This window comes from Halorubrum sp. CSM-61, from assembly GCF_003781945.1.
Classification (GTDB): Archaea; Halobacteriota; Halobacteria; order Halobacteriales; family Haloferacaceae; genus Halorubrum.
This window is the reverse complement of the sequence record NZ_RJJW01000005.1, coordinates 1-21009: the sequence shown is the minus strand read 5'-3', so window position 1 is coordinate 21009 and position 21009 is coordinate 1. Positions and strand designations below refer to the sequence as shown.

17 protein-coding genes, 1 pseudogene and 1 CRISPR repeat array (1 of these 19 only partly in view) are annotated in these 21009 nt (G+C 67.7%); of the genes and pseudogenes, 14 read left to right on the top strand and 4 right to left on the bottom strand.

Annotation, left to right across the window (positions count from 1 at the left end):
• Positions 1-259: a CRISPR direct-repeat array (repeat unit 30 nt; unit sequence GTTTCAGACGAACCCTTGTGGGGTTGAAGC) (it extends 35 nt beyond the left edge of the window).
• A gap of 227 nt (positions 260-486) precedes the next feature.
• A complete protein-coding gene (locus tag EDM04_RS09765; protein WP_123621572.1) occupies positions 487-690 on the top strand; it encodes a hypothetical protein in 204 nt (67 codons plus the stop codon).
• Between the two features lie 25 nt (positions 691-715).
• Here EDM04_RS09765 and EDM04_RS09760 read toward each other — a convergent pair whose 3' ends face one another.
• A complete protein-coding gene (locus EDM04_RS09760) occupies positions 716-1234 on the bottom strand; it encodes a CinA family protein (protein WP_123621570.1) in 519 nt (172 codons plus the stop codon).
• Between the two features lie 171 nt (positions 1235-1405).
• On the opposite strand from EDM04_RS09760, the gene EDM04_RS09755 reads away from it, so the two are divergent.
• The 6 genes from EDM04_RS09755 to yciH all read left to right on the top strand — a co-directional run bounded on the left by EDM04_RS09755 (position 1406) and on the right by yciH (position 7906).
• Positions 1406-1951: a hypothetical protein gene (locus tag EDM04_RS09755; RefSeq protein ID WP_123621568.1), complete on the top strand. Its 546-nt coding sequence runs from the start codon at positions 1406-1408 to the stop codon at positions 1949-1951.
• A 96-nt stretch (positions 1952-2047) separates the two neighbouring features.
• Positions 2048-2311 (top strand): hypothetical protein, encoded by a 264-nt coding sequence (locus EDM04_RS09750; RefSeq protein WP_123621566.1) that lies wholly within the window; start codon positions 2048-2050, stop codon positions 2309-2311.
• Positions 2312-3097: 786 nt separating this feature from the next.
• Entirely contained in the window at positions 3098-4123 is a 1026-nt protein-coding gene (locus EDM04_RS09745; protein ID WP_123621564.1) for a MoxR family ATPase, read from the top strand.
• 4 nt (positions 4124-4127) lie between these two features.
• Entirely contained in the window at positions 4128-5198 is a 1071-nt protein-coding gene (locus tag EDM04_RS09740) for a DUF58 domain-containing protein (RefSeq protein ID WP_123621562.1), read from the top strand.
• A complete protein-coding gene (locus EDM04_RS09735; RefSeq protein ID WP_123621560.1) occupies positions 5195-7528 on the top strand; it encodes a transglutaminase domain-containing protein in 2334 nt (777 codons plus the stop codon). Before EDM04_RS09740 ends, EDM04_RS09735 begins: the two co-directional genes overlap by 4 nt.
• Positions 7529-7612: 84 nt before the next feature.
• A complete protein-coding gene (gene yciH, locus EDM04_RS09730) occupies positions 7613-7906 on the top strand; it encodes a stress response translation initiation inhibitor YciH (protein WP_004046732.1) in 294 nt (97 codons plus the stop codon).
• A 447-nt stretch (positions 7907-8353) separates the two neighbouring features.
• Here yciH and EDM04_RS09725 read toward each other — a convergent pair whose 3' ends face one another.
• Positions 8354-9187: a geranylgeranylglycerol-phosphate geranylgeranyltransferase gene (locus EDM04_RS09725; RefSeq protein ID WP_123621558.1), complete on the bottom strand. Its 834-nt coding sequence runs from the start codon at positions 9185-9187 to the stop codon at positions 8354-8356.
• A gap of 97 nt (positions 9188-9284) precedes the next feature.
• On the opposite strand from EDM04_RS09725, the gene EDM04_RS09720 reads away from it, so the two are divergent.
• Positions 9285-9890 carry a helix-turn-helix domain-containing protein gene (locus tag EDM04_RS09720; RefSeq protein ID WP_123621557.1) on the top strand — a complete coding sequence of 202 codons (606 nt, stop codon included), beginning with the start codon at positions 9285-9287 and terminating at the stop codon, positions 9888-9890.
• 112 nt (positions 9891-10002) lie between these two features.
• Here the strand turns inward: EDM04_RS09720 and EDM04_RS09715 are convergent, their stop codons facing one another.
• Both EDM04_RS09715 and EDM04_RS09710 read right to left on the bottom strand, forming a co-directional pair.
• On the bottom strand, positions 10003-11232 hold the full coding sequence (locus EDM04_RS09715) for a TIGR04347 family pseudo-SAM/SPASM protein (protein ID WP_123621555.1): 1230 nt from the start codon (positions 11230-11232) through the stop codon (positions 10003-10005).
• Positions 11229-11630, bottom strand: coding sequence for an Htur_1727 family rSAM-partnered candidate RiPP (locus EDM04_RS09710; RefSeq protein WP_123621553.1), 402 nt, complete (start codon positions 11628-11630; stop codon positions 11229-11231). Before EDM04_RS09710 ends, EDM04_RS09715 begins: the two co-directional genes overlap by 4 nt.
• A gap of 249 nt (positions 11631-11879) precedes the next feature.
• Here EDM04_RS09710 and EDM04_RS09705 point away from each other — a divergent pair, with 249 nt between their 5' ends.
• The 6 genes and pseudogenes from EDM04_RS09705 to EDM04_RS09680 form a co-directional block, all read left to right on the top strand.
• Positions 11880-13124: an ABC transporter substrate-binding protein gene (locus EDM04_RS09705; protein WP_123621551.1), complete on the top strand. Its 1245-nt coding sequence runs from the start codon at positions 11880-11882 to the stop codon at positions 13122-13124.
• A gap of 66 nt (positions 13125-13190) precedes the next feature.
• Positions 13191-13946 (top strand): helix-turn-helix domain-containing protein, encoded by a 756-nt coding sequence (locus tag EDM04_RS09700; protein ID WP_123621549.1) that lies wholly within the window; start codon positions 13191-13193, stop codon positions 13944-13946.
• A gap of 96 nt (positions 13947-14042) precedes the next feature.
• Positions 14043-16568, top strand: a complete 2526-nt coding sequence (locus tag EDM04_RS09695) for a cation-translocating P-type ATPase (protein ID WP_123621547.1) — start codon at positions 14043-14045, stop codon at positions 16566-16568.
• A gap of 1042 nt (positions 16569-17610) precedes the next feature.
• Positions 17611-19314 carry a zinc ribbon domain-containing protein gene (locus EDM04_RS09690; RefSeq protein WP_123621544.1) on the top strand — a complete coding sequence of 568 codons (1704 nt, stop codon included), beginning with the start codon at positions 17611-17613 and terminating at the stop codon, positions 19312-19314.
• Between the two features lie 131 nt (positions 19315-19445).
• A complete protein-coding gene (locus tag EDM04_RS09685; protein WP_123619147.1) occupies positions 19446-20612 on the top strand; it encodes an ISH3 family transposase in 1167 nt (388 codons plus the stop codon).
• Between the two features lie 237 nt (positions 20613-20849).
• Positions 20850-21009, top strand: a pseudogene (locus EDM04_RS09680) (ISH3 family transposase); the annotation flags it as partial.

The following is a 21009-nucleotide window of genomic DNA, read 5'->3' as shown; positions in this document are numbered from 1 at the left end:
CGCAGAAGCACGCCATCATGCACACCGAGGACGTTTCAGACGAACCCTTGTGGGGTTGAAGCTCACCCCCGGATGCGATTTGGGCGACGCGACTCCGCCGTTTCAGACGAACCCTTGTGGGGTTGAAGCGACGGCGACTATCAGGGGTCGCCGAAGTCGCTCGGTTTCAGACGAGCCCTCGTGAGATTGAAATCTTAGACACATATCTTAGATGAATATCTTAGGACTAGTTACAGACGGCCCCGTGTGAGATTGCATCAGCCGGACGAGACGGAACCGGAACGATCCCACGACCCAGCGCGGTAGGCACGAGTGGATATCTGTAGATGATATCTAGTAACTCTCCGATCCACGCTTCCACCGTGATCTGTCTGTGCTATAATCTCCGTTCGATTTTCGCGTCGGTAAGTCTGATACCGGCATCCGGTCGCGGTAGAAGTCTCCTCTCGCAGATCCGTTTATATCCGTCCGCCGCGGATCCGACGTATGGACCGGACCGACACCCTGCTCTTAGGCGTGTCCGGCGTCGTCGCCGCGCTCGTGTTCGCGGGCGCGCTGTCGGCGGGGGCGCTGTTCGGCTTCGACGAGTCTCCGACGCGCCCGATCCGGCTGCTCGCCGCCGAGCCGCTGGCGTGGATCGTCGTCGCCGCACTGCTCGTCGCCGTCGTCGGCCACGCGTACATCGACTGACCGGGGATCTCTCCCGCTCTCGCCGTCACTCCTCGGCGTCGACCTCGCGAATCGTTCGGACCAAGGCGTCCAGCGCGGCGTCGACCGCCTTCCGCTTCACCGCGGAGCGGTCGCCGTCGAGGACGACCCGCTCCGTGCGGACGAACGACTCCTCCGTCCCCCACGGCGCGGCGTAGGCCACGCCGACGTACACGAGCCCCACCGGCTTCTCCGCCGTACCGCCGTCCGGTCCCGCGATCCCGGTCGTCGCGACGGCCCACGTCGTGTCGGCGCGGTCGCGGGCGCCCGCCGCCATCTGCTCGGCGACCGGTGCGCTCACGGCGCCGTCCGCGTCGAGCGATTCGCGGGAGACGCCGAGCACCTCGCGTTTGGCGTCGTACGCGTAAGTCACGAACCCGCGGTCGAAGTAGGCGCTCGCGCCCGGCACGTCGGTCACTCGGGACCCGACGAGCCCGCCCGTCAGCGACTCCGCCGTCGCGAGGGTCTCCTCGCGCTCTGTCAGCAGTTCGTTGAGGCGCGCGGCGAGGCCGGCCGAATCGGTCATGCGTCCCCTGCGGGCGACACGCCCCTGAGGTTTACGCCGCGGGGCGCCGAAGGGCGACCGTGAGCGACACCGACTGGGACGACCGCTTCGCGTCCGGCGAGGATGCAAGCGGCGGGGGCAAGGGGAGCGACGAGCGTGGCGAGAGCAACGAGCAGACCGCAGAGCGAACGGATGGCTGACGGCGACGCGCCCGGCGCGGTCCTCCGGAACCTGGTCGCGGAAGCGGTCGACGCCGACGGGGACGCCCCCCTCGACGGCGATTTCGACCTCGTCGAGCGCGGCGACGAACCCGGGCCGGCGGCTCGACTCGCCGCGCTCGTCGGCTCGGAGAGAGCGGTCGTCGGAGTCGTGCCTCGCGCCGATCGCGCCCTCGCGCGTCGACTGCCGGGGAACGGCGACGAGGGCGGCGACGGGGATCGGGCCGTTGACGGCGGGGGGGACCGGGCGATCCGGCTCGTGTTCACCGGGCGGGCCGCGGACCGGCTCACCGGTCCCGCGGGGACCGCGGTGCGGTCGGTCCTGGCCGAGCGCGGGATCGACGCGTACCGCCACGACGGCGACTCCCCGCTCGGGGTGCTCCTCGTCGGCGATCGGGCCGTCGTCGGGCTGTTCGACGAGGACGGGCTCGCCGCGCTGCTGTGGTCTGACGCTCCCGCGGTCCGGGAGTGGGCGGCCGCGACCTGCCGGCGCTACCTCTCGGCGGCCGAGCCGGCGTGAATGCGCGCGCATCGCGGGGACGCGCCGCCGTCGAGAGCGGGCCGCGTCGCGAGAGCGCGCCGCATCGTTTTTGCACCCGTCCCGCGAAGGGAGGGTATGAAGGCCCTGCTGCTGTTGGTCGCCGGAATCGGCGGACTGGTCCAAGCGCTCGTCCCGCGGCGGGTCGTCCGCCTGTGGACGAGGGCGCTGTACCGAAACGCCGGGGAAGCCGAGCCCCGCGAGTGGGTACACGTCGCCGCGCGCGCCGAGGGCGCGGTGATCGTGCTCGCGGCGCTCGTCGGACTGTACAGGATCGCGTCGGCCGAAGACGACGAATCGGCCGACGACGTGGGCACCGACGTCGAGCCGGTCGCCGCGTGACGAGGGAGTCAGCGGGTCCGAACGCGGATTCACCCGAACGACGCCGTTGAGATCCACCGCTACTGATCTCTTTCTGTACCGATCAGTGTGGACACGGTTTTGAGTGATGACGAGAGTGGGTATATCGATATGGTGGAGTGGTTGTTTATAAGTGATCGAGTGGCGTTGCTGTCGGCTGTTTATAAGTGATCGACCACTCTGGGGTGAACACTTCCAAAGCCCCAGCCGCTGTGGACGGCGCACGCTCGCTGCGCGCCTCACTCGGTCGCTCACGGTGTTCGCTCCCTCGTTGCGGTGCTTGCGTCCCCTGCGCCGCCCRCAGCGGCTGCCCCTTTGAATCCCACCCAACCGCACAGCCTCACACCTCCCCAGCCTCGCCGCGGCCGCCACAGGCGGCCGCGGGCTCCCTCGCGCGTGCTCCTCGCGGCCTGTCGGCCGCTCGGAGGCACGCGCCACCGCATCGTTCTTTATAAGCGATCGTTGCCGTCACTCACGATTGTTTAAATACACCCTCTCCGCTGCCGATCTGCAATACTCACTCCCGCTCTCAATCGCCTCCGGGCCGTGTCGACCGTATTCGGGAGGCTCACGCGACGACGATCGCAACGTATCGGCGGAACGCATATGCCGCTTCCACCCCAACTCGCTTCATATCGATGACAGTGGGTACCACTCGCACGATCGACCTCCGGCGGGACGGCGTACACCCGAACCGGACCGGCGCGCGCCCGGATCGGATCGCCACACGTGGACCGCGAGCCGCGGTCCGTGACGACGGGCGACGACATGACTGATCCGGGAGAGGCGGGCCCGCTGGGGACGGGCGTCGGCGAGAACGGGAGCGGGACGAGAGGGGATGCCTCCGGCGACGGCGACGCCGCGGGAACCGCCATGGAGCCCGCGGCGGTGGCCGAGCTCGCCGAACGCGTCGCCGACAACGTCGAGGAGGTGATCGTCGGGAAGCGGGAGGCGGTCGAGCACGTCGTCGTCACCATGCTGGCCCGCGGCCACCTCCTCGTCGAGGACGTGCCGGGCGTCGGGAAGACCACCCTCGCGAAGGCGGTCGCGCGCTCGATCGACGGCTCGTTCAAACGCGTCCAGTTCACCCCGGACCTCCTCCCCTCCGACGTGACGGGCGTCAACGTCTTCGACCAGTCCGCCGACGAGTTCGCGTTCCAGCCGGGGCCGGTGTTCGCCAACGTCGTGCTCGGCGACGAGATCAACCGCGCGCCCCCGAAGACGCAGTCGGCCCTCCTCGAGGCGATGGAGGAGCGGCAGGTGACGACCGACGGGGAAACCCGCGATCTCCCGGACCCGTTCTGCGTGATCGCGACCCAAAACGACGTGGAGCCCGGCCAGACGTACGAGCTGCCGGTCGCCGAGGTCGACCGGTTCACCAAGAAGATCCGGCTCGGCTACCCCGACACCGACGAGGAGGCCGAGATCATCGGGCGGATGGCCGGCGACCACCCGGTCGAGGCGGTCGAGCCGGTCGCGACGGTCGAGGACGTTCGGCGCGCGCGGGCCGCGGTGGGCGGGATCGAGGCGACCGAGGAGCTGCGCCGGTACGTGGCGCGGCTGGCGGTCCACACCCGGCGGCACGCCCACCTCGGCGTCAGCCCACGCGGGAGCCTCGCGCTGCTGCGTGCCGCGCAGGCGCGGGCCGCGCTCGACGGCCGTGCCTACGTGATCCCGGACGACGTACAGGCCGAGGCGCCGACGGTGTTCGCCCACCGGATCCGGTCCGAGTCCGGCGGCGCCGACGGCGCGGAGATCGTCGCCGACGCCCTCGAACGGGTCCCCGTGGAGTGAGCCGATGCCGAAGCCGACCCTCACCCGGCGCGGTCGCGTCGTCGGCGCGGTCTGCGTGATCGGCGGCCTGCTGGCGCTCGCGGCGGGCGGGCGCGCGCTCGACGCGGTCGTCCTCCCGGGAGTCGTCGCGCTCGTCGCCGGCTACGTCCAACTGGCGCGCGTCGAGGACCCGGCGGTGCGTCGGGTCCCCCCGTCGGACGGGTTCGTCGGCGAGCGCGGCGAGGCACGGATCGAGCTCCGCCCGGCGACCGCGGGGGCGTCCGGGACCTACCTGGCGGCGGTCGACGACGACACGGACGACGGCCTTGAGGGCCCGGAGACGCCGATCCGCGCGTCGATCGGTGAGGGGCCGGTGACGTATCGCGTCCGGTATCTGCGACGGGGAGAGCGTCAGTTAGGCCCGGTGAGAGTGACCGCGACCGACGTGTTCGGGCTCTTCGACCGCGAGGTGGTCGTCGACGACACCGACGCGGTGACCGCGTATCCGGCCTGTCACCCGATTCCGGCGCGGTTCCGGCGGGAGCTGTACGCCGCCGACGCGGTCGGCGTGAGCCGGCGGCGCGAGGAGTTCGACCGGCTGCGGGAGTACTCCCGGGGCGACGCCCTCCGGGACGTGCACTGGCCGACGACCGCGAAGCGCGACGAGATCGTGGTCAAGGAGTTCGCCGCGGAGACGCGGCACGGCCGGGTGTCGATCGCGGGCGAAACGACCCGCGAGCGCGAGGGGGCCGACGCCCTCGCGAGCGCGGCCGCCAGCCTCGCGCTGGCCCTGCTCGACGACGGCGTTCCGGTCGACCTGACGCTGCCGGCCGGGAGCGCGTCGGTCCGGCCGGGTCCGCAGGGACGGCGGGCCGTCCTCGAACTGGCCGCGGTGACCGGACCGGGAGAAGTCGCGGTCGACGACGCCGACGTGGAGGTGATCGCCGACGTCGACGGGGCGCGGTACCGGACCGGGGGGCGAACCGTCGCCGTCGACGACCTCCGGGCGTCGGAAGGCGACGGCGAGTCGGGCGCGGAGCCGTCGCCCGAGCCGACGTCACCGTCTCCGACCGAATCGGAGGTGCGCGGACGGTGAGGGGTCGCGTGTCCGGGGATCGGCGGTGGGTCGACGCCGCGAGACGGCGCGCGTCGGGAGCGCTGCCGGACCTCGGCCGCGAGGAGGCCGACGAGCCCGCGGACGACTGGAGCGGGTTCGCGGACCCCGCGGTCGTCGGCGTCGCGCTCGTCACGGCGGCGTACCTCGGCGTCTTCCTCGAAGCGACCGACGTGGTGGGCGGGACGGCAGAGACCGCCGCGGCCGTCGCGGTCGCGGGGGTCTCCGGCGCGGTCCTCGCGCGGATCGTCACCGAGCGCACCGCCGTACGGCTGACGGCGGTCCTCTTCGCCGCGGGGCTCGTCGGCTACTCTCTCGCGGTCCCCGCGAGCCGGCGGGCGCTCTTCTCGGTCGAGAGCGTCGCGCTCGACGTGGTGTCGCTTCTGACCGGACTCTCGATCCTCCGGCTCGCGGTCGCTGACGTGTGGGTGCTCGCTGTCGCGCCGGTGCCGACGTTCCTCGTCGCGTACCTCGCCGGCCGAGGGCGACACGTCGGCGCGACCGCGGTGGCCGGCGGCACGCTCGGGTTCCTCGTGTGCACCGGCGACGCGGGAGGGCTGGCCGCGCTCGTCGGCGTGATCGGCGCCGCTACCGCCGCCGGGCTCTCGACGCTGTCGACGCCCGACGCGCTCCGGAGCCACGGCGACCGGTTCGCCGCCGTGCTGGCGGCGATGATCCTCGTGAGCGCGACGGTCACCGTGCTCCCGGCGGGCGCGGCGCAGCCGTGGGGGGCCGACCGCGGCCCGACGCTGGAGTCGTCGCTCGGCGCCGGCGACGAGGTCGAGGTGGTCGGGACGACCCGGCTCTCGCCCGAGGTGCGCTACGAGATCGAGAGCCCGGTCGAGTCGAACTGGCACGTCGCCGCCTACGACACTTACACCGGCGACGGTTGGGTGCGGTCGGGCGAGCGCTCGACGCTGGAGGGGAAACTCGACGGCCCGCCGGGCGAGGCGACGACCGCGAACGTCACCGTCACCGCGCGGACCGAGTCGACCGCGCTGCCCGCGCCGTGGCAGGCCGTGGACGTTCGGGAGGCGGGCGCCTCGACCGCGCAGGTCGACGAACGCGGGACGATCCGGCTCGGCGCCGCCGTGCGCCCGGGCGAGGAGACGACCGTCGAGAGCCGGGTGCTCGACGCTGAAGCGGCGCAGCTCCGGAACGCCAGCACCGAGTACGACCCGGCGATCGAGGAGCGGTACACCCAGCTCCCGGAGAGCACGCCGGACCGCGTCGGCGAGCGCACCGAGGCGATCGTCGAGGCGGCGGACGCCGAGAACCCCTACGATCGGGCCGCCGCGATCGAGCGGTACCTGATCGAGGAGTACGAGTACTCGCTCGCGGTCGAGGAGCCGGACGGCGACGTCGCCGACGCGTTCCTCTTCGAGATGGACGCCGGCTACTGCGTCTACTTCGCGACGACGATGGTCGCAATGTTGCGCTCGCAGGGGGTCCCGGCGCAGTTCGCGACCGGCTACTCCGAGGGCGAGCGCGTCGGCGAGGACCGGTACGTCGTCCGCGGGCAGGACGCCCACGCGTGGGTGAAGGTGTACTTCCCGGGGCACGGGTGGGTCGCGTTCGACCCGACCCCGCCGAACGAGCGCGACACGGCCCGGAGCGAGCGCCTCGCCGAGGCCCGCCAGAGCGGCGAGACTGGCGTCGACACCGAGGAGTCCGAGCCGAGCGACGGGCCGACGCCCGCCCCCGAAACCGACGCGTCCACCGACGCGGAAAACGAAACGCTCCCGGAGGCGAACGGGAGCAACGGGACCGCCGGCGACGGGGCGGGCGACGCCACCGGGACCGACACCTCGATCACCGAGGAGGGATTCTCACAGGAGCGGCTCATACAGAACGGAACGGCGGCCGGCGCGGCCGGCGCAGGCGAGGGCGAAGGCGGGCTCCCGATTCCGTCCCGAGAGACCGTCGCGTACTGGCTGTTCGTCGTGACCGTCGGCGTCGTCGGCGCTCGGCGGCTCGGCCTCGGGGCGCGCGCGCGTCGCGCCGTCCGGATCCGGGTGCCGTGGGGGCGAGGCGACCCCGCCGAGGACGCGAGGCGGGCGTACGCCGACCTGGAGCGCCTGCTGGCGCGGCGGTACCGCGATCGGCGACCCGGAGAGACGCCGCGGGCGTACCTCGACGCCATGTCGCTCCGCGACGGCGACGAGCGCGTGAAGGCGGTCGGGGAGGCGTACGAGCGGGCGACGTACGCCGGGTCGGTGACGCGTGCGGAGGCGGACGAGGCGCGGCGGACGGTCCGCCGGCTCGCGCTGGAGCGAACGCCGGTGATCGGGCGGCTGTTCGACCGGGAGTGAGGGGGGCGAGGTGGCCGTCTTGGCGTGCGCGATAGGGGCACTCCCGACACTATTTAATACGGGCATCTTGTAGTTCTGACCGTAATGTCGGAAGTCTGCTCGACGTGCGGACTGCCCCAGGAACTCTGCGTCTGCGAAGACGTCGCGAAGGAGTCCCAGCAGATCAGCATCCGCATCGACGAGCGCAGGTACGGAAAGGAGGTAACGGTCATCGAAGGATTCGACCCCAAGGACGTGGACATGAGCTCCCTCTCGTCGGATCTCAAGTCGAAGTTCGCCTGCGGGGGCACCGTCGAGGACGGCGCCATCGAGCTGCAGGGGAACCACTCGGGTCGCGTGGAGGACTTCCTCCGCGACAAGGGCTTCAACGTCGCGTGACCGTCACCTAACTGTCCGTCGTCGAGCGTTTTTCGATACGCTGATTCGTTGAGCGACTGCGCTGTCGAGCGATTCGGTCGGTTCTTTTTATAAGTCGTCGATCGGCACGAACACCGCCAAAGCCCCAGCCGCGAGGCCGCCAGACACTCGCTGCGCTCCTCACTCGTTCGCTCCGCTCACTCGCTGCGGTGCTTGGCGTCGTCTCTGGCGGCCTCGCGGCTGCCCCTTTGAGTCCCACCCCGCACCGCACAGCCCCACACCTCACGCCTCCCCAGCCTCGGCCGGCGGCGACCGCGGAACCGCACCGCGTCGCGGTCGCCGCCGCCCTCCCTCGCGGTCTGCTCGCGCCCTTAAGAGGGCGCGAGCAGGCGCGCCGGATATCGCTCTCTCGGAAGTAGGGGGAGAGCGTCGCCGTCGGTGTCGCCATCGCGCTCGGTGCGACTCACCTCAGACGAGCAGCACGGTGCGGCCGACGACGAAGGCGACCGCCGCGAGGAACGTGCCGTATTTAAACCGCTGCTGGGCCGCCGTCGGGTCGGCGAACGCTTCGTAGCAGGCGTACAGCATGACCGCGTCGGCGACGGCGACGACGAGGAGGTAGGCGCCGCCGAACGTCCCGGCGAGGTACGGGAACGGGCTGGCGGCGACCGCGACGAGAAGGGACCCAGTCGCGATCCACAGCGACCGCCGCTCGCCGATCGCGACGGGGAGCGTCCGGAGCCCCTCCTCGCGGTCGCCGACCACGTCCTCGACGTCTTTGATCACCTCGCGGGCGAACGTCGAGAGCGCCGCGAGCAGCGCGAGGGCGACGACCGCCGCGGGGCGGCCGACCGCAGCGCCGCCGAACAGGAACGTCGAGCCAACGAGATACGAGACGAGGGCGTTGCCGAGCCCCGGCGTGCCCTTGAAGACCGTCGTGTAGGTGACGAGGGCGACGAGGTTGATCCCGGCGATGGCGAGCGCCAGCCGCGGGAGCGCGAGCGCGAGGGCGACGGCGGCCGCGAACCAGACGCCGGCGATCCCGAGCGCCCCGCGCGGCGAGACCGCTCCGCGCGGGATCGGGCGGTCGGGCTGATTTATCGCGTCGATCTCGCGGTCGAAGTAGTCGTTGATCGCGTTGCCCGCGGCGACCGCGAACGCGGTGGTGACCGCGGCGAGCGCCGCCGGAGCGAGCGCGTCGCCGGCGCCGGCGACGAACGCGCCGGTCGCCGTGAGGACCGCGGCGGCGACGCAGTTGCCCGGGCGTGCCAGTTCGAGGGCTCCGCGTGCTGTCTCGCGCACGTCGTCTCCGTGCACCGCGGCGCGGCATATAAACCGCGCGTTCTCGCACACTGAGGATCCGCGGAGCGGCTAAGCCCGCGGGCGAGCAAGCGACCTCATGGCCGAAGCCGCAGGGGACGGACGCCGCCTCCGCGTCGACCTCGACATCGATCCGAGCGACGACTGGGACTGCCCCATCGTCTCCGAGACCGCCGACGCGAGCGACGTGGCCGTCAACGCGGTGGGCCACGAGTGTACCGTCGACGTCCAACCGGCCGACGACGACGGGCTGGTCCGCGCCCGCGGCGAGGTCTCCGACGACTGCCTCTGTCGGATCTTCCAGGGGTTCGGCTGCGTTCCGCACGTCCGGCGCGTCGAGGACGGCACCATGCTCGTGACCGCCTACGTCGACGACCGAGACACGGTCCGCGACGTGGTCGGCGAGCTCAGGGAGGTCCTCGATCACGTCCGGCTGGTCCGGCTCGCGGTCGTCGAGGGACCGGAGGCGACCGAACAGGTGACCTTCGATCTGTCCGCGCTCACGCCGAAGCAGCGGGAGGGGATCGAGCTCGCGGTGGCCCGCGGCTACTTCGACGACGACCGCGACGTGGGGCTCGGCGAGCTGGCGGCAGAGCTAGAGATCAGCAAGTCCGCGCTCTCACAGCGGCTCCGGACCGCGCAGGCGACGCTCGTCACCGACGTGTTCGACGAGGTCGAGCGGTGAGCTGCGCGCGCTTCGTTCTTAAAACCGTCAGACGACGGCGGACGCGACGCGGCGGCGGGGGATGACGCGCTCGTCCCTCGCCCCGCACACGACGTGAGTCCCGACCGGTAGTTCAGTCCGCGTCGGCGACGGATCCGGAACCGATCCGGCTCAGCGCCGCGTTTCCGTCGCGTTCGGCCTCGGTGAGGTAACACTTCGGGTCCGGCGCGAACGGGTCGTCGTGGGCCGCCAACGCGCGGAGCCGCGAACCGCCGCGGCAGACGCCCTTGTACGCGCAGTCCGCGCACCGCCCGGAGAGGCGGTCCTCGCGCTCTCGGAGCGCCCCGAGCAGCGGGTTCGACTCGTCCGACCAGATCGCGCCGAACGAGCGGTCGCGGACGTTGCCGGGCGAGTACCCCTGCCAGAACTGCGTGAGGTGGACGTTGCCGACCGGGTCCACGTCGGCGACGCGCTCGCCGGTGGGGTCGCCGCCGTTGCGTTGGAGGTACCGGTAGATCAATCGGGCGCGGTCGGTCCCCATCTCGCGGTCGGCGTACTCGACGAGGTGGCCCGCGTCGGCGTAGTTGCCGACCAGCAGCGTCTCGATCTCCTCGCCCGCCTCGTGGTACTCGCGGGTGAGGTCGCACAGGTCGGCGACCGCCCTCCGGGTCGCCTCGGGGCTGAGGTCCACGTCGGAGATGTCGGCGCCGCGGCCGCCGTAGTCGAGGTGGTAGAAGCAGAACCGGTCGACGCCGGCGTCGACGAGCAGGTCGACGACGCCCGCCAGGTCCTCGACGTTGTGCTCGGTGATCGTGTACCGGAGCCCGGTCTTGAGCCCGACGTCGAGACACGCCTCGATCCCGCGGACGGCGGCGTCGAACGCCCCCTCCTCGCCGCGGATGCGGTCGTTACGCTCGGGGAGGCCGTCGACCGAGACGCCCGCGTACTTGAGCCCCGCCGCCTTCAGTTCGCGGGCGCGCTCGCGGGTCAGGAGGGTCCCGTTCGTCGAGAGCACGGGCCGGACCCCGCTGTCGGCGGCGTGCGCGACCAGCTCCGGGAGGTCTTCGCGCACGAGCGGCTCGCCGCCGGAGAAGAGGAGCACCGGCACGCCGAACTCCGCGAGGTCGTCGATGAGCGCCTTCCCCTCCGCGGTCGACAGCTCGTTGGGCGCGCCCTCCTGGTCGGCCGCCGCGTAGCAGTGCTCGCAGTAGAGGTTACACCGCTTCGTGGTGTTCCAGACGACCACCGGACGCTCCTGTTTGTCGTTCGTGATCTGGGGCTCCTTCGAGCCGTCGGCCGCGTCGTACCGGAGCCCGTCGCTCTCGGCGTCGAGGTCGCAGAGCAGCTTGCTGACGGAGATCATCGGGACCCCTCCGCGCCGTCGGTGTCGGCCGCAGGCGCCCCGCCGCACGAGACATGCGGGGTTCCCTCCGTCTCCTCGTAGACGCGCGGCTCGTCGGCGTCGTCCGCGGGCGCGTCGGCGTCTTCTCCACCGTCCGCCTCGTCGTCTTTCCCCTCGTCCGCGAGCGACTCGACGGAGTACCGGTGCGTCTCGTCGGCGGGGCACACCCACACGTCGCGGGCGTACCACGCGAAGAGCTTGCTCGCCTCCTCGTGGGCGGCGTCGGGCGTCGGCGCGGCGACGGTGCCGACGTGACGGAGCGGGTCCGCCTCCTCCTCGCGGACGAACACCTCGAAGCGTCGGCCGTCCGCGGAGCGCGCCCCGTCCGATCCTCCGGTCCGGTCCGTCTTCTCGACCATACCCGGGGTACGCACGACCCACCGAACCAGTTTTCGAGGGTTCCCACGGCCGCGAAACGCGCCCGAACACGTTCGGCCAACGGACAGCATAAATCTGATTTCGGTATATCAAATCGGTTCTGCGAGGCGGAGCTCCGCGGTTCCGGGGCCGAGGCTGGCCGGCGACGTCGCCGACCGTGCGACTCGTCGACGATTTTGGTCTGCCTAAAAATCGAAGGCGTTATTACGTTTTAGCCTGGCCTAAAACACATGGCAGAAGACCACGCGACGAGAGAGCAATCGGGACGAAATCGGCCGACTCGACGGGATTTCGTGACGTACGGCGGTTCGGTCGCGATCGCCGGGCTGCTCGCCGGGTGTTCCGACGGCACGGGCACCGGATCGACGGACGGCGAGGCGGGAACCGCCGGCAACGAGAGCGACGGGGACGGGAGCGACGGGGACGGAAGCGACGGGGCCGACGAGGAGGAGTCCGACGACGAGCCCGCCTCCGAGGCGTACGCGGTGACGATGGAGCCGGTCGGGTCGGTCGAGTTCGACGCCGTTCCCGAGACCTGGGTCGCCAACAACGGGAGCTGGGCGGACATGGGGATCGCGCTCGGACAGGCCCCGCCGGAGGCCGTGTACCTCGCGTCGCGGTACCACACGCAGTACTACGACGAGATCCCGGGACTGAGCGTGGACAAGAGCGGAATGGCCTCCCTGTGGGAGAGCGAGCTGGACGTCGAGAGCTTCCTCGAGCTGGGCGAGGAGGCCGACGTGTTCGTGATGGACCCGAACTTCCTCCTCGGTCGGACCAGCAACTGGGAGCGGGAGGACATCGACCAGATCGAGTCGACGGGGGCCCCGTTCTTCGGTAACAGCATCTTCTCGCGCGGCTACGAGTGGCACGACTACGAGTACCTCACGCTGTACGAGGCCTTCGAGAACCTCGCCGAGGTCTTCCGGGAGCGGGAGCGCTACGAGGCGTTCGACGCGCTTCACGACGAGTTCCAGAGCGGGCTGGACGAGGTCGTTCCCCCGGAGGACGAGCGCCCGTCCGTGGCGATCATGTGGCCCCAGCCGCTGGACGAGCCCACCGCGTTCTCCCCGTACCTCATCGACGAGGGGACGAGCTTCAAGCAGTGGCGCGACCTGGGCGTCGAGGACGCCTTCGCCACGACCGAGGTCCGGGACTTCCACAGCGACCGCGGGCAGATCGACTACGAGACGCTGCTCGAGATCGACCCCGACGTGCTGCTGCTCCGCGGCAACGAGGCCAAGACGGCGGCGGAGTTTCGGGATACCGTGGTCTCGTTCATGGAAGACCACAACGTCGCGAGCCGGCTCACCGCCGTCGAGAACGGGGACGTCTACCGGGGCGGGTCGCTGTACCAGGGGCCGATCACGAACCTCGTGTTGACCGAGCGGGCCGCCCGTCAGGTGTACGGCGTCGAGGAGGAGCTGTTCGACCGGCAGCGGGTCGCAGACATCGTCAGCGGCGACTTCGAGTAGCTCGGCGCACGAGATTCGGTGACGAGCTGACCCACGTGTTATGCCTCCCGGGCGCCTACCGCCCGTATGCGCGAACTCGTCTTCGCCCTCGAGTACGAGCCGGGGCGCAACAGGGTGGCCGACGCGCTCGCCGACCACCCCGACGCTCGGGTCCGGTCGCTGTCGGTGCACGCCACCGACGACCACCTGTGGCGCGTCGATCACGCGGCCGGCGCCCCGGCCGCGCTCGACGACGTCGAGGCCGCGTTCCTCGACGGCGACTACTACGCCGACTGCCTCGCGGCCGAGGACTGCGGCGCGGCCCAGACCACCCGCGTCATCGACCGCACCGACGACGCGCTGGTGTTGTACACCGACTGGGAGCCCACGCCCGCCTGCGCGTCCGTGCCGCACATCGCGCGCGACCACCTCGGGGAGAGCGCCCTGTTCGAGACGCGCCACGAGGGGCGCCACTACACGTGGCGGCTCATCCACTCCGGCGAGGGCGACGTGGGCGCGTTTTTCGACGACCTCCGAGACGCCGTCGGCGACGCCGCCCGGACCGAGCTGCTCAAGACGGCGAGCGCCTCGGGCGCGACCGGCGGGTCGGGGGCGGACGGGAGCGAGATCGGTCTCAGTCCCGAACAGGAGGCCGCCTTGCGGGCCGCCGTCGAACACGGCTACTACGAGTCCCCGCGCGAGGTCGACGTGGGCGGCCTCGCCGACCACCTCGACGTGCCGCGGTCGACGCTCACATACCGGCTCCGCCGGGCGGAAGAGCGACTCGCGAAGGCGCACGTCGCCGAGGGGCGGGTCGTCGACGCCGGGCCGGAGACGCACTGAGCCGTCGAAATCGAGACGCGCCGGGAACGTCACGACCCGTGTCTGTTGGAATATTCCAACTAAGGCTTATCGAGAGACGGCCCTTCCGTTCACGTAATGAGAGACGGCTCAAGCGGACGCGGCGAGGTCGACGGTGAAGGGGCCGACGCCCCCGCCGCCGGGCCCGTCGCCGCCGACGGCGAGTCCGGCGGAGACGGGAGACGCAGGGAGCTGACCGCCCGCCTCGCGGTCCCCGAGATGGACTGCCCCTCCTGTGCCGGCAAGGTCGACACGGCGCTCGGGCGCCTCGACGGCGTGACCGAGACCGCGCTCAACCCCACCGCCGGGACGGCGACGGTGACGTACGACCCAGATGTCGTCGACGAGGACGACGTGGTCGCGGCGATCGAGAGCGCCGGCTACGAGGTCACCGGCGGGCGGTCGGCGGGCGAGGGGAACGGCGGCAACGCCGCGGGCGACACTGGGGGCGCCGACGACGCGGGCTCCGGCGGGGTCGCCGTCGCGCCCCCCGCCGAGGTCTGGACGACGCCGCGAGCGAAGAAGACGTGGCTGGGCGCGGTGCTCGTGGTCGCCGGGCTCCTGTTCGAGTTCGTCCTGACCGCGCGGAACCCCGCGGTCGCGAGCGTTCTCGGCGCTCCCCTCTCGCTCGCCGACGTCCTGTTCCTCGGTGCGGTCACGGCGAGCGGGATCCCCGTCATCCGCGGCGGCTACTACTCGGCGCGCAACCGGAGCCTCGACATCGACCTGCTGATGGGGACGGCGATCGTCGCGGCGACGGGGATCGGCTACTTCGTCGAGGCCGCCACGCTCGCCGTCCTCTTCAGCGTCGCCGAGCTGTTAGAGGACTACGCGATGGACCGCGCCCGCGACTCCCTGCGCGAGCTGATGGAGCTGTCGCCGGACGAGGCCACCGTCAGGCGGGACAGCGGGGCGTCGGAGACGCCCCGAGCAGACGGCGAAGCCGTCGACGGCGAGGAGTCGACCCTCCCCGCCGGCGACGTGGCGGTCGGCGAGACCGTGGTCGTCCGGCCGGGCGAGAAGGTCCCGCTCGACGGAATCGTGACCGAGGGCGAGAGCGCGGTCGACGAGTCGCCGATCACGGGCGAGAGCGTCCCCGTGGACAAAACGCCCGGCGACGAGGCGTTCGCGGGCGCGATCAACGAGGAGGGGTACCTCGAGATCGAGGTGACCTCGACCGCGGGCGACTCGACGCTCGCGCGGATCATCGAGCTGGTGCAGGGCGCGCAGGCCGAGAAGACCGAGACCGAGCGGTTCGTCGACCGCTTCGCGGGGTACTACACCCCGTTCGTGGTCGCGCTGGCGATCCTGACGGCCGCGGTCCCGCCGCTCGTCATCGCGGAGCCGATCGCGGTCGACGTGGCGGGCTACGGCGTCACGTTCGCCGCGGACTGGGGGACGTGGTTCGTCCGCGGGCTCACGCTGCTGGTGATCGCGTGCCCCTGCGCGTTCGTCATCTCGACGCCCGTCTCGGTCGTCTCCGGGATCACGAGCGCGGCGAAGAACGGCGTGCTGATCAAGGGCGGCAACCACCTCGAGGCGATGGGCGAGGTCGACGCCGTCGCGCTCGACAAGACCGGGACGCTCACCAAGGGCGAACTCGCCGTCACCGACCTGCTCCCGCTGGGAAACGCCGACGAGGCGACGCTGCTGCGCCGGGCCGCGGCGCTGGAGCGGCGGAGCGAGCACCCGATCGCGGCGGCGGTCCTCGACCGCGCCGACCGCGCGGGCGTGACCGACCTCCCCGAGCCGACGGGCTTCGAGAGCCTAACCGGGAAGGGGATCCGCGCCGAGATCGACGGCGAGACGTACTACGCCGGGAAGCCCGCGCTGTTCGAGGAGCTCGGATTCGACCTGTCGCGGGCGCGGGCGGAGACGGACGGCGGGGTCGTCGCCGAGGGCGGCGAGAGCGACGAGACCGATCCGGACGCCGCCGACGCCGCCCCCGGCGAGTTCGCCGAGGGGGCCCTCGCCGCGCTGGAACGCGAGGGGAAGACGGTCGTGCTCGTCGGGACGGCGACGGAGCTGACCGGGGCCGTCGCGGTCGCCGACGAGGTCCGTCCCGACTCGAAGCGCGCGGTCGAGCGCCTCCGCGAGCTCGGCGTGGAGCGCGTCGTCATGCTGACCGGCGACAACGAGGGGACCGCGCGGGCGATCGCCGAGCGGGTCGGCGTCGACGAGTACCGCGCCGACCTCCTGCCGGAGGAGAAGGTGGACGCGATCGAGTCGCTGCAGGCCGCGTACGGCGAGGTGGCGATGGTCGGCGACGGGATCAACGACGCGCCCGCGCTGGCGACCGCCGAGGTCGGCGTCGCGATGGGCGCGGCGGGGACGGACACCGCCTTAGAGACCGCCGACATCGCGCTGATGGGCGACGACGTGGCGAAGCTCCCGTACCTGTACGCGCTCTCGCACACCGCCAACGGCGTCATCCGCCAGAACGTCTGGGCGAGCCTCGGCGTGAAGTTCCTGCTCGCGCTCGGCGTGCCGCTGGGACTCGTGAGCGTCGCCGTCGCCGTCGTCGTCGGCGACATGGGAATGAGCCTCGGCGTCACCGGTAACGCGATGCGGCTCTCCGGCATCGAACCGGAATCGTTCGAGTAGGCGGGACGATCTGTCCGGCCGCCCCGCAACGCTCGAACGAACATGAACGATTATTACAGATGCGCTCATCGGGGAGGACGTGCCGCCCGTAGTACACGGTTGACCCAGGCTCGGAATCGGAGGCGGCGGTCGGTCCCGAGGGCCCGAGCACGCGCGAGACGAGCATCGAGACGGAACCGGCGGCGTCGGCCGGCGAGGACCCGGTCGACTCCGAGGCGACCGGCGACCTGCCGACCGCGGCCGAGGCGGTCGCGCGCTCCGCGGCGACGTTCGACGCGGCGGACACGGGGAAGATTCCGAACGGAACCGACCGTCGGAACGCGTACGCGGGGTCGTGTCACGGCGGCGAGTGACCGACCCGTCCCTTTTAGGCCACGAATCGACTACGAGCCACCGGCCGATGACGATGCACCGCTCCGAGCCGCCTCGGCACCGGCGATGACGAGCCCTATGAGTGCCGAGGCCAAACTATTACCGAGCTTTAAGATTGCTTGTTTATCATAGGAAACAGAGCACAGATTGCACGCGCAACCGGAGTCTCAAGGCCATCGATACTAAGCTGGGTTCGATCACCGCTAGCTTGTCGGGCGCCTTTGAGTTGGTCTTGGAGGTCGTCGATTTTTTTTTTGGAGTTACTTGACTGCCTGGCCCTGTGTCTGGATGAACGGGGCGCCGCTGTCTCGAGACATCCGAGCTTCTTGAATGAGTTCGTAGAGGTAAACGCTTAGGCTGGCTCCCTTGTGTTCGGCCTCCTCCCACTATTCCTCTTTGTATTGTTAGCGGGTAAGAGCTCGGATCTGGTCTTGTTTTCGTGGAGCATTTGGCAGCTCTGTTCGTTGTCAGAGCTGGCTAGAGGTGCTTCTGTCATACGAGAATCGCCAAATAATAATTCTGACGTTAGAGTATTGATGTTATTGGTAGAAGTCCAGTCTGTGGATCAAGCTCTTGTCAGTAACAGTAGGGAGAGTTTGGCACGAAAATTATCATATCTGAAACTGTAGTGTGAACAGATAAGGGAGATTAGTCAAAACACTGAGCAAGCATGGCGTGTCCACAGTGTGGAGGGGAAATCAGTCCAGAGGCATCTTTCTGTTCTAATTGTGGGCACAAACTTGACCCCGCAAAATATTCTGAGGCTTCTATTGAGCAGATTGTACGTGATTTATCCTCACGACAGTCTGTCAGATTAGTCGGTGAAATTTGGGCCGAGAGAGGATACAAGACGAAACCAATCAAACATAACGGTTCAGTATATGTTCTTGCGAAATCACAGAAAGACGACGAGAAGGACCTAATTCAGATTGGTGTTGAGGACGTGTTCTCTGAGCAGAGAGCCGAGAGTCTGAGCTCACTACAAGAGAACAGAGGTTTTGATAGGGCATACTTCTTCTCGACGAATACTGTCGACTCCACTGAGATTGACCAAACTGAATCAGACCAACTGGAATATTTAACTCCTGAGAAACTCAGTACACTAGTTCAACGACTGGACTTGGAGCAGTTTGTTTCTACAGAGCTTTCGGATGCTATCTCAGAAACTCCGGAAGCTGAAAGTACTGGTCAAGAGGATCCAGACTCTGATTCTACAGAGATTCCGTCAGAGCCATCATCCGCAACGAAAGAGGACCGTGCAGCACAGATAATCAGTCAAGCGGCGGGGTCGTCAGTTACCGAAAAAAGATTACTTGAGCAGGGCTCCACGGGATTCTTATCAACTGCCAACTTGAGTGAAGCCCCACTTATTGAGTACTTGGATGCTGGTGAGAATCCACAATTTATCTTCCAAAACGACATCAAAGGTATCTCTATTGAACAATATGGAGATGTTCAACCGGATGACGACTATCGAGCGTTTGTTGCGATTACCGATCAGCGAATTCTCTGTGTTATTGGGCAGGAGAATGAGGACTCAGTAGTTACAATTCCATACGGAGAGCTTCAATCGGTTGAATCCGCAACGGGGATGTTCAAACACCGGATTACCGTTTCAGATGACAGCAGAGATATCGACCTGTATATTGCAACTGAAGCGATTGATGACGAGAATGAGGTAGGTGCTGCTGAAGACTTTATCGCAGCCCGACTTGGTACAGAGGCGGGTTCGAACCTACGCGTTACTGTTGACGGGCAGCCACTTAATTCGGTTTCTCCCGATGAGCTTGAGGACGAGGCGACTACGCTGGAGATGATTGGTGCAGTTGCTGTCCTCTTGGTGGGTGGTGTCATCGTGCTCGCAGTCTTAGGAGGCATCATTGGCGTATTGACATCGCCGAGTGATGCTGACACGGGTAGCACGGAGCAACAGTTGATCGAAAAAGACCCAGGCGATCTCGTTATTGGTCTTCAACAGTTGGATTCGGGGTGGCAGCGTCACCCGGATGGTCCCCGTGGATACACTCTCAGCCGAGCAGATAGGGATGCGTATGCTGCCTACTGGAACCCAGATGAAAGTTCACAGTATACTGGAATCACTGGATTGGTCTCCGAAGTTGCACTTCTAAATACGACCACGAAATCTGAAGAGGTCTATTCACGAGAGGTAGCAGATATAAAACGAAATTACGCAGTGAATGACGTTGATCTCGGAGATGAAGCGATATTATATGAAGATGGGAACGAGGTTTATGTTGTTTTCCGATACAGAAATATGGTTGGAGCAATCACCTACTCGCAACCAATGAGCATTGGACTACAAGAATCCAAGGCGAAGCAATTCTCCCAAGACGTCATCGATAACGCAAAATGAGCGGTAATGGATTCGTCTCAGTGTTCAGATAGTCGTTGCCAACGAGCTTCTTGAATGAGTTCAACCAAATAGCGACTCAAGCTTCAGTACATCACAAAGCCGGTTAGTTGAGACGTCTGCTTGCTGAAGGTGTGTCTAATACCAAGCAAGCAGACGGTGAAATTCACGAGGACCAGCTTCTTAACTTCCTCGTCAACTCCCTTGACGAGGAAGTTGCCCTCACACTCGCTGAAAACGCTGAACTCGATGCTGAAGACATCTACGAGGTCCTCGTCGGCGCGTGCGCCGACGGGACCTCGGTCTCAACGCTCTGTGAGAAAAGCGAAGATGCTCCCCACGAAAATTCGGTTCTCTACCATCTCCGCACCAAGTTCGATCTTGAGACGCTCGAACAAGTCGGAAACGCGCTCCTTCAGAAGGACGTCCTCGACGTCCTTCCCCAGCAGGTGGAGGTCGTTTCAGACCTCCACCTGCGGCCCTACTACGGCGACGAAGATGGGACAGACGGCTTGTATCACTCACAAGCGAAGCGTGGAACGACTGCGTTCCACGCCTACGCCACACTCTACGCGCGTGTGAAGAACAAACGCTACACGCTGGCGGTGCGCCGTCTCGAAGACGGCGACACCGCCAGCAGTGTCCTCGCAGAGTTTCTCGGTATCCTCGACGGCCTTGACCTCGAGGTCAAGGCCGTCTTTCTTGACCGCGAATTCTACGACAGCAAGTGTTTGACGCTGCTTCAGGCACACAACCACGCCTACGTCATGCCGATCGTCCGCTGGGGACAGACGATCAAGCAAGAACTCTCGGAAGGCTGGAGTCGCGTGATTCAACACGACATGACGGCGAAACTCGACGGTCACAGCTGGACCGTCGAGTTTCCCGTCTACATCGACTGTACGTACCAAAACGGACGGTACGACGAACATGGAGTGGCGCGTCACGGCTACGCCGCTGACGCGCCGTTCATCAATTCACCACGAGACGCTCGATACCACTACGCGAAACGCTTTGGTATCGAGGCCAGCTACCGACTCTCCGAGCAAAGTATTGCGACGACCTCGACACAAAATCCGGTCGTACGGCTGCTGTACGTCGTGGTGAGCTTGTTGTTACAGAACGTCTGGCGGTATTTACACTGGGAGTACGTGGCGACGCCCCGCCGTGGAGGGCGTCGCCTCTGGAAGTGGTCGTTCAAGGAGTTCATCAACATGATTCAACGGGCAGCGTGGACGGCCCTCGCGACGCGTCGGGCCGTCCCCGCAAACCGACCACCAGACGACCGGTTTACTCGCTAATCTCCGACCGGGCTAGCCTCCGCCAGGAGTGGCGACGCTGTCGCGTCGGCGGCAGCCGCCGCCGACAGCGACAGCTCTCCGTCGGTTCGTCGACGATCTTCTCGTCAAGACCACCCAGCACAACCGCTCCACCACAGAACTCAGGCTTCAGAAACAGCTAGCTGAGGATGCTTTGTGAGGTACTGAGACTCAGTACATCACAAAGCCGGTTAGTTGAGACGTCTGCTTGCTGAAGGTGTGTCTAATACCAAGCAAGCAGACGGTGAAATTCACGAGGACCAGCTTCTTAACTTCCTCGTCAACTCCCTTGACGAGGAAGTTGCCCTCACACTCGCTGAAAACGCTGAACTCGATGCTGAAGACATCTACGAGGTCCTCGTCGGCGCGTGCGCCGACG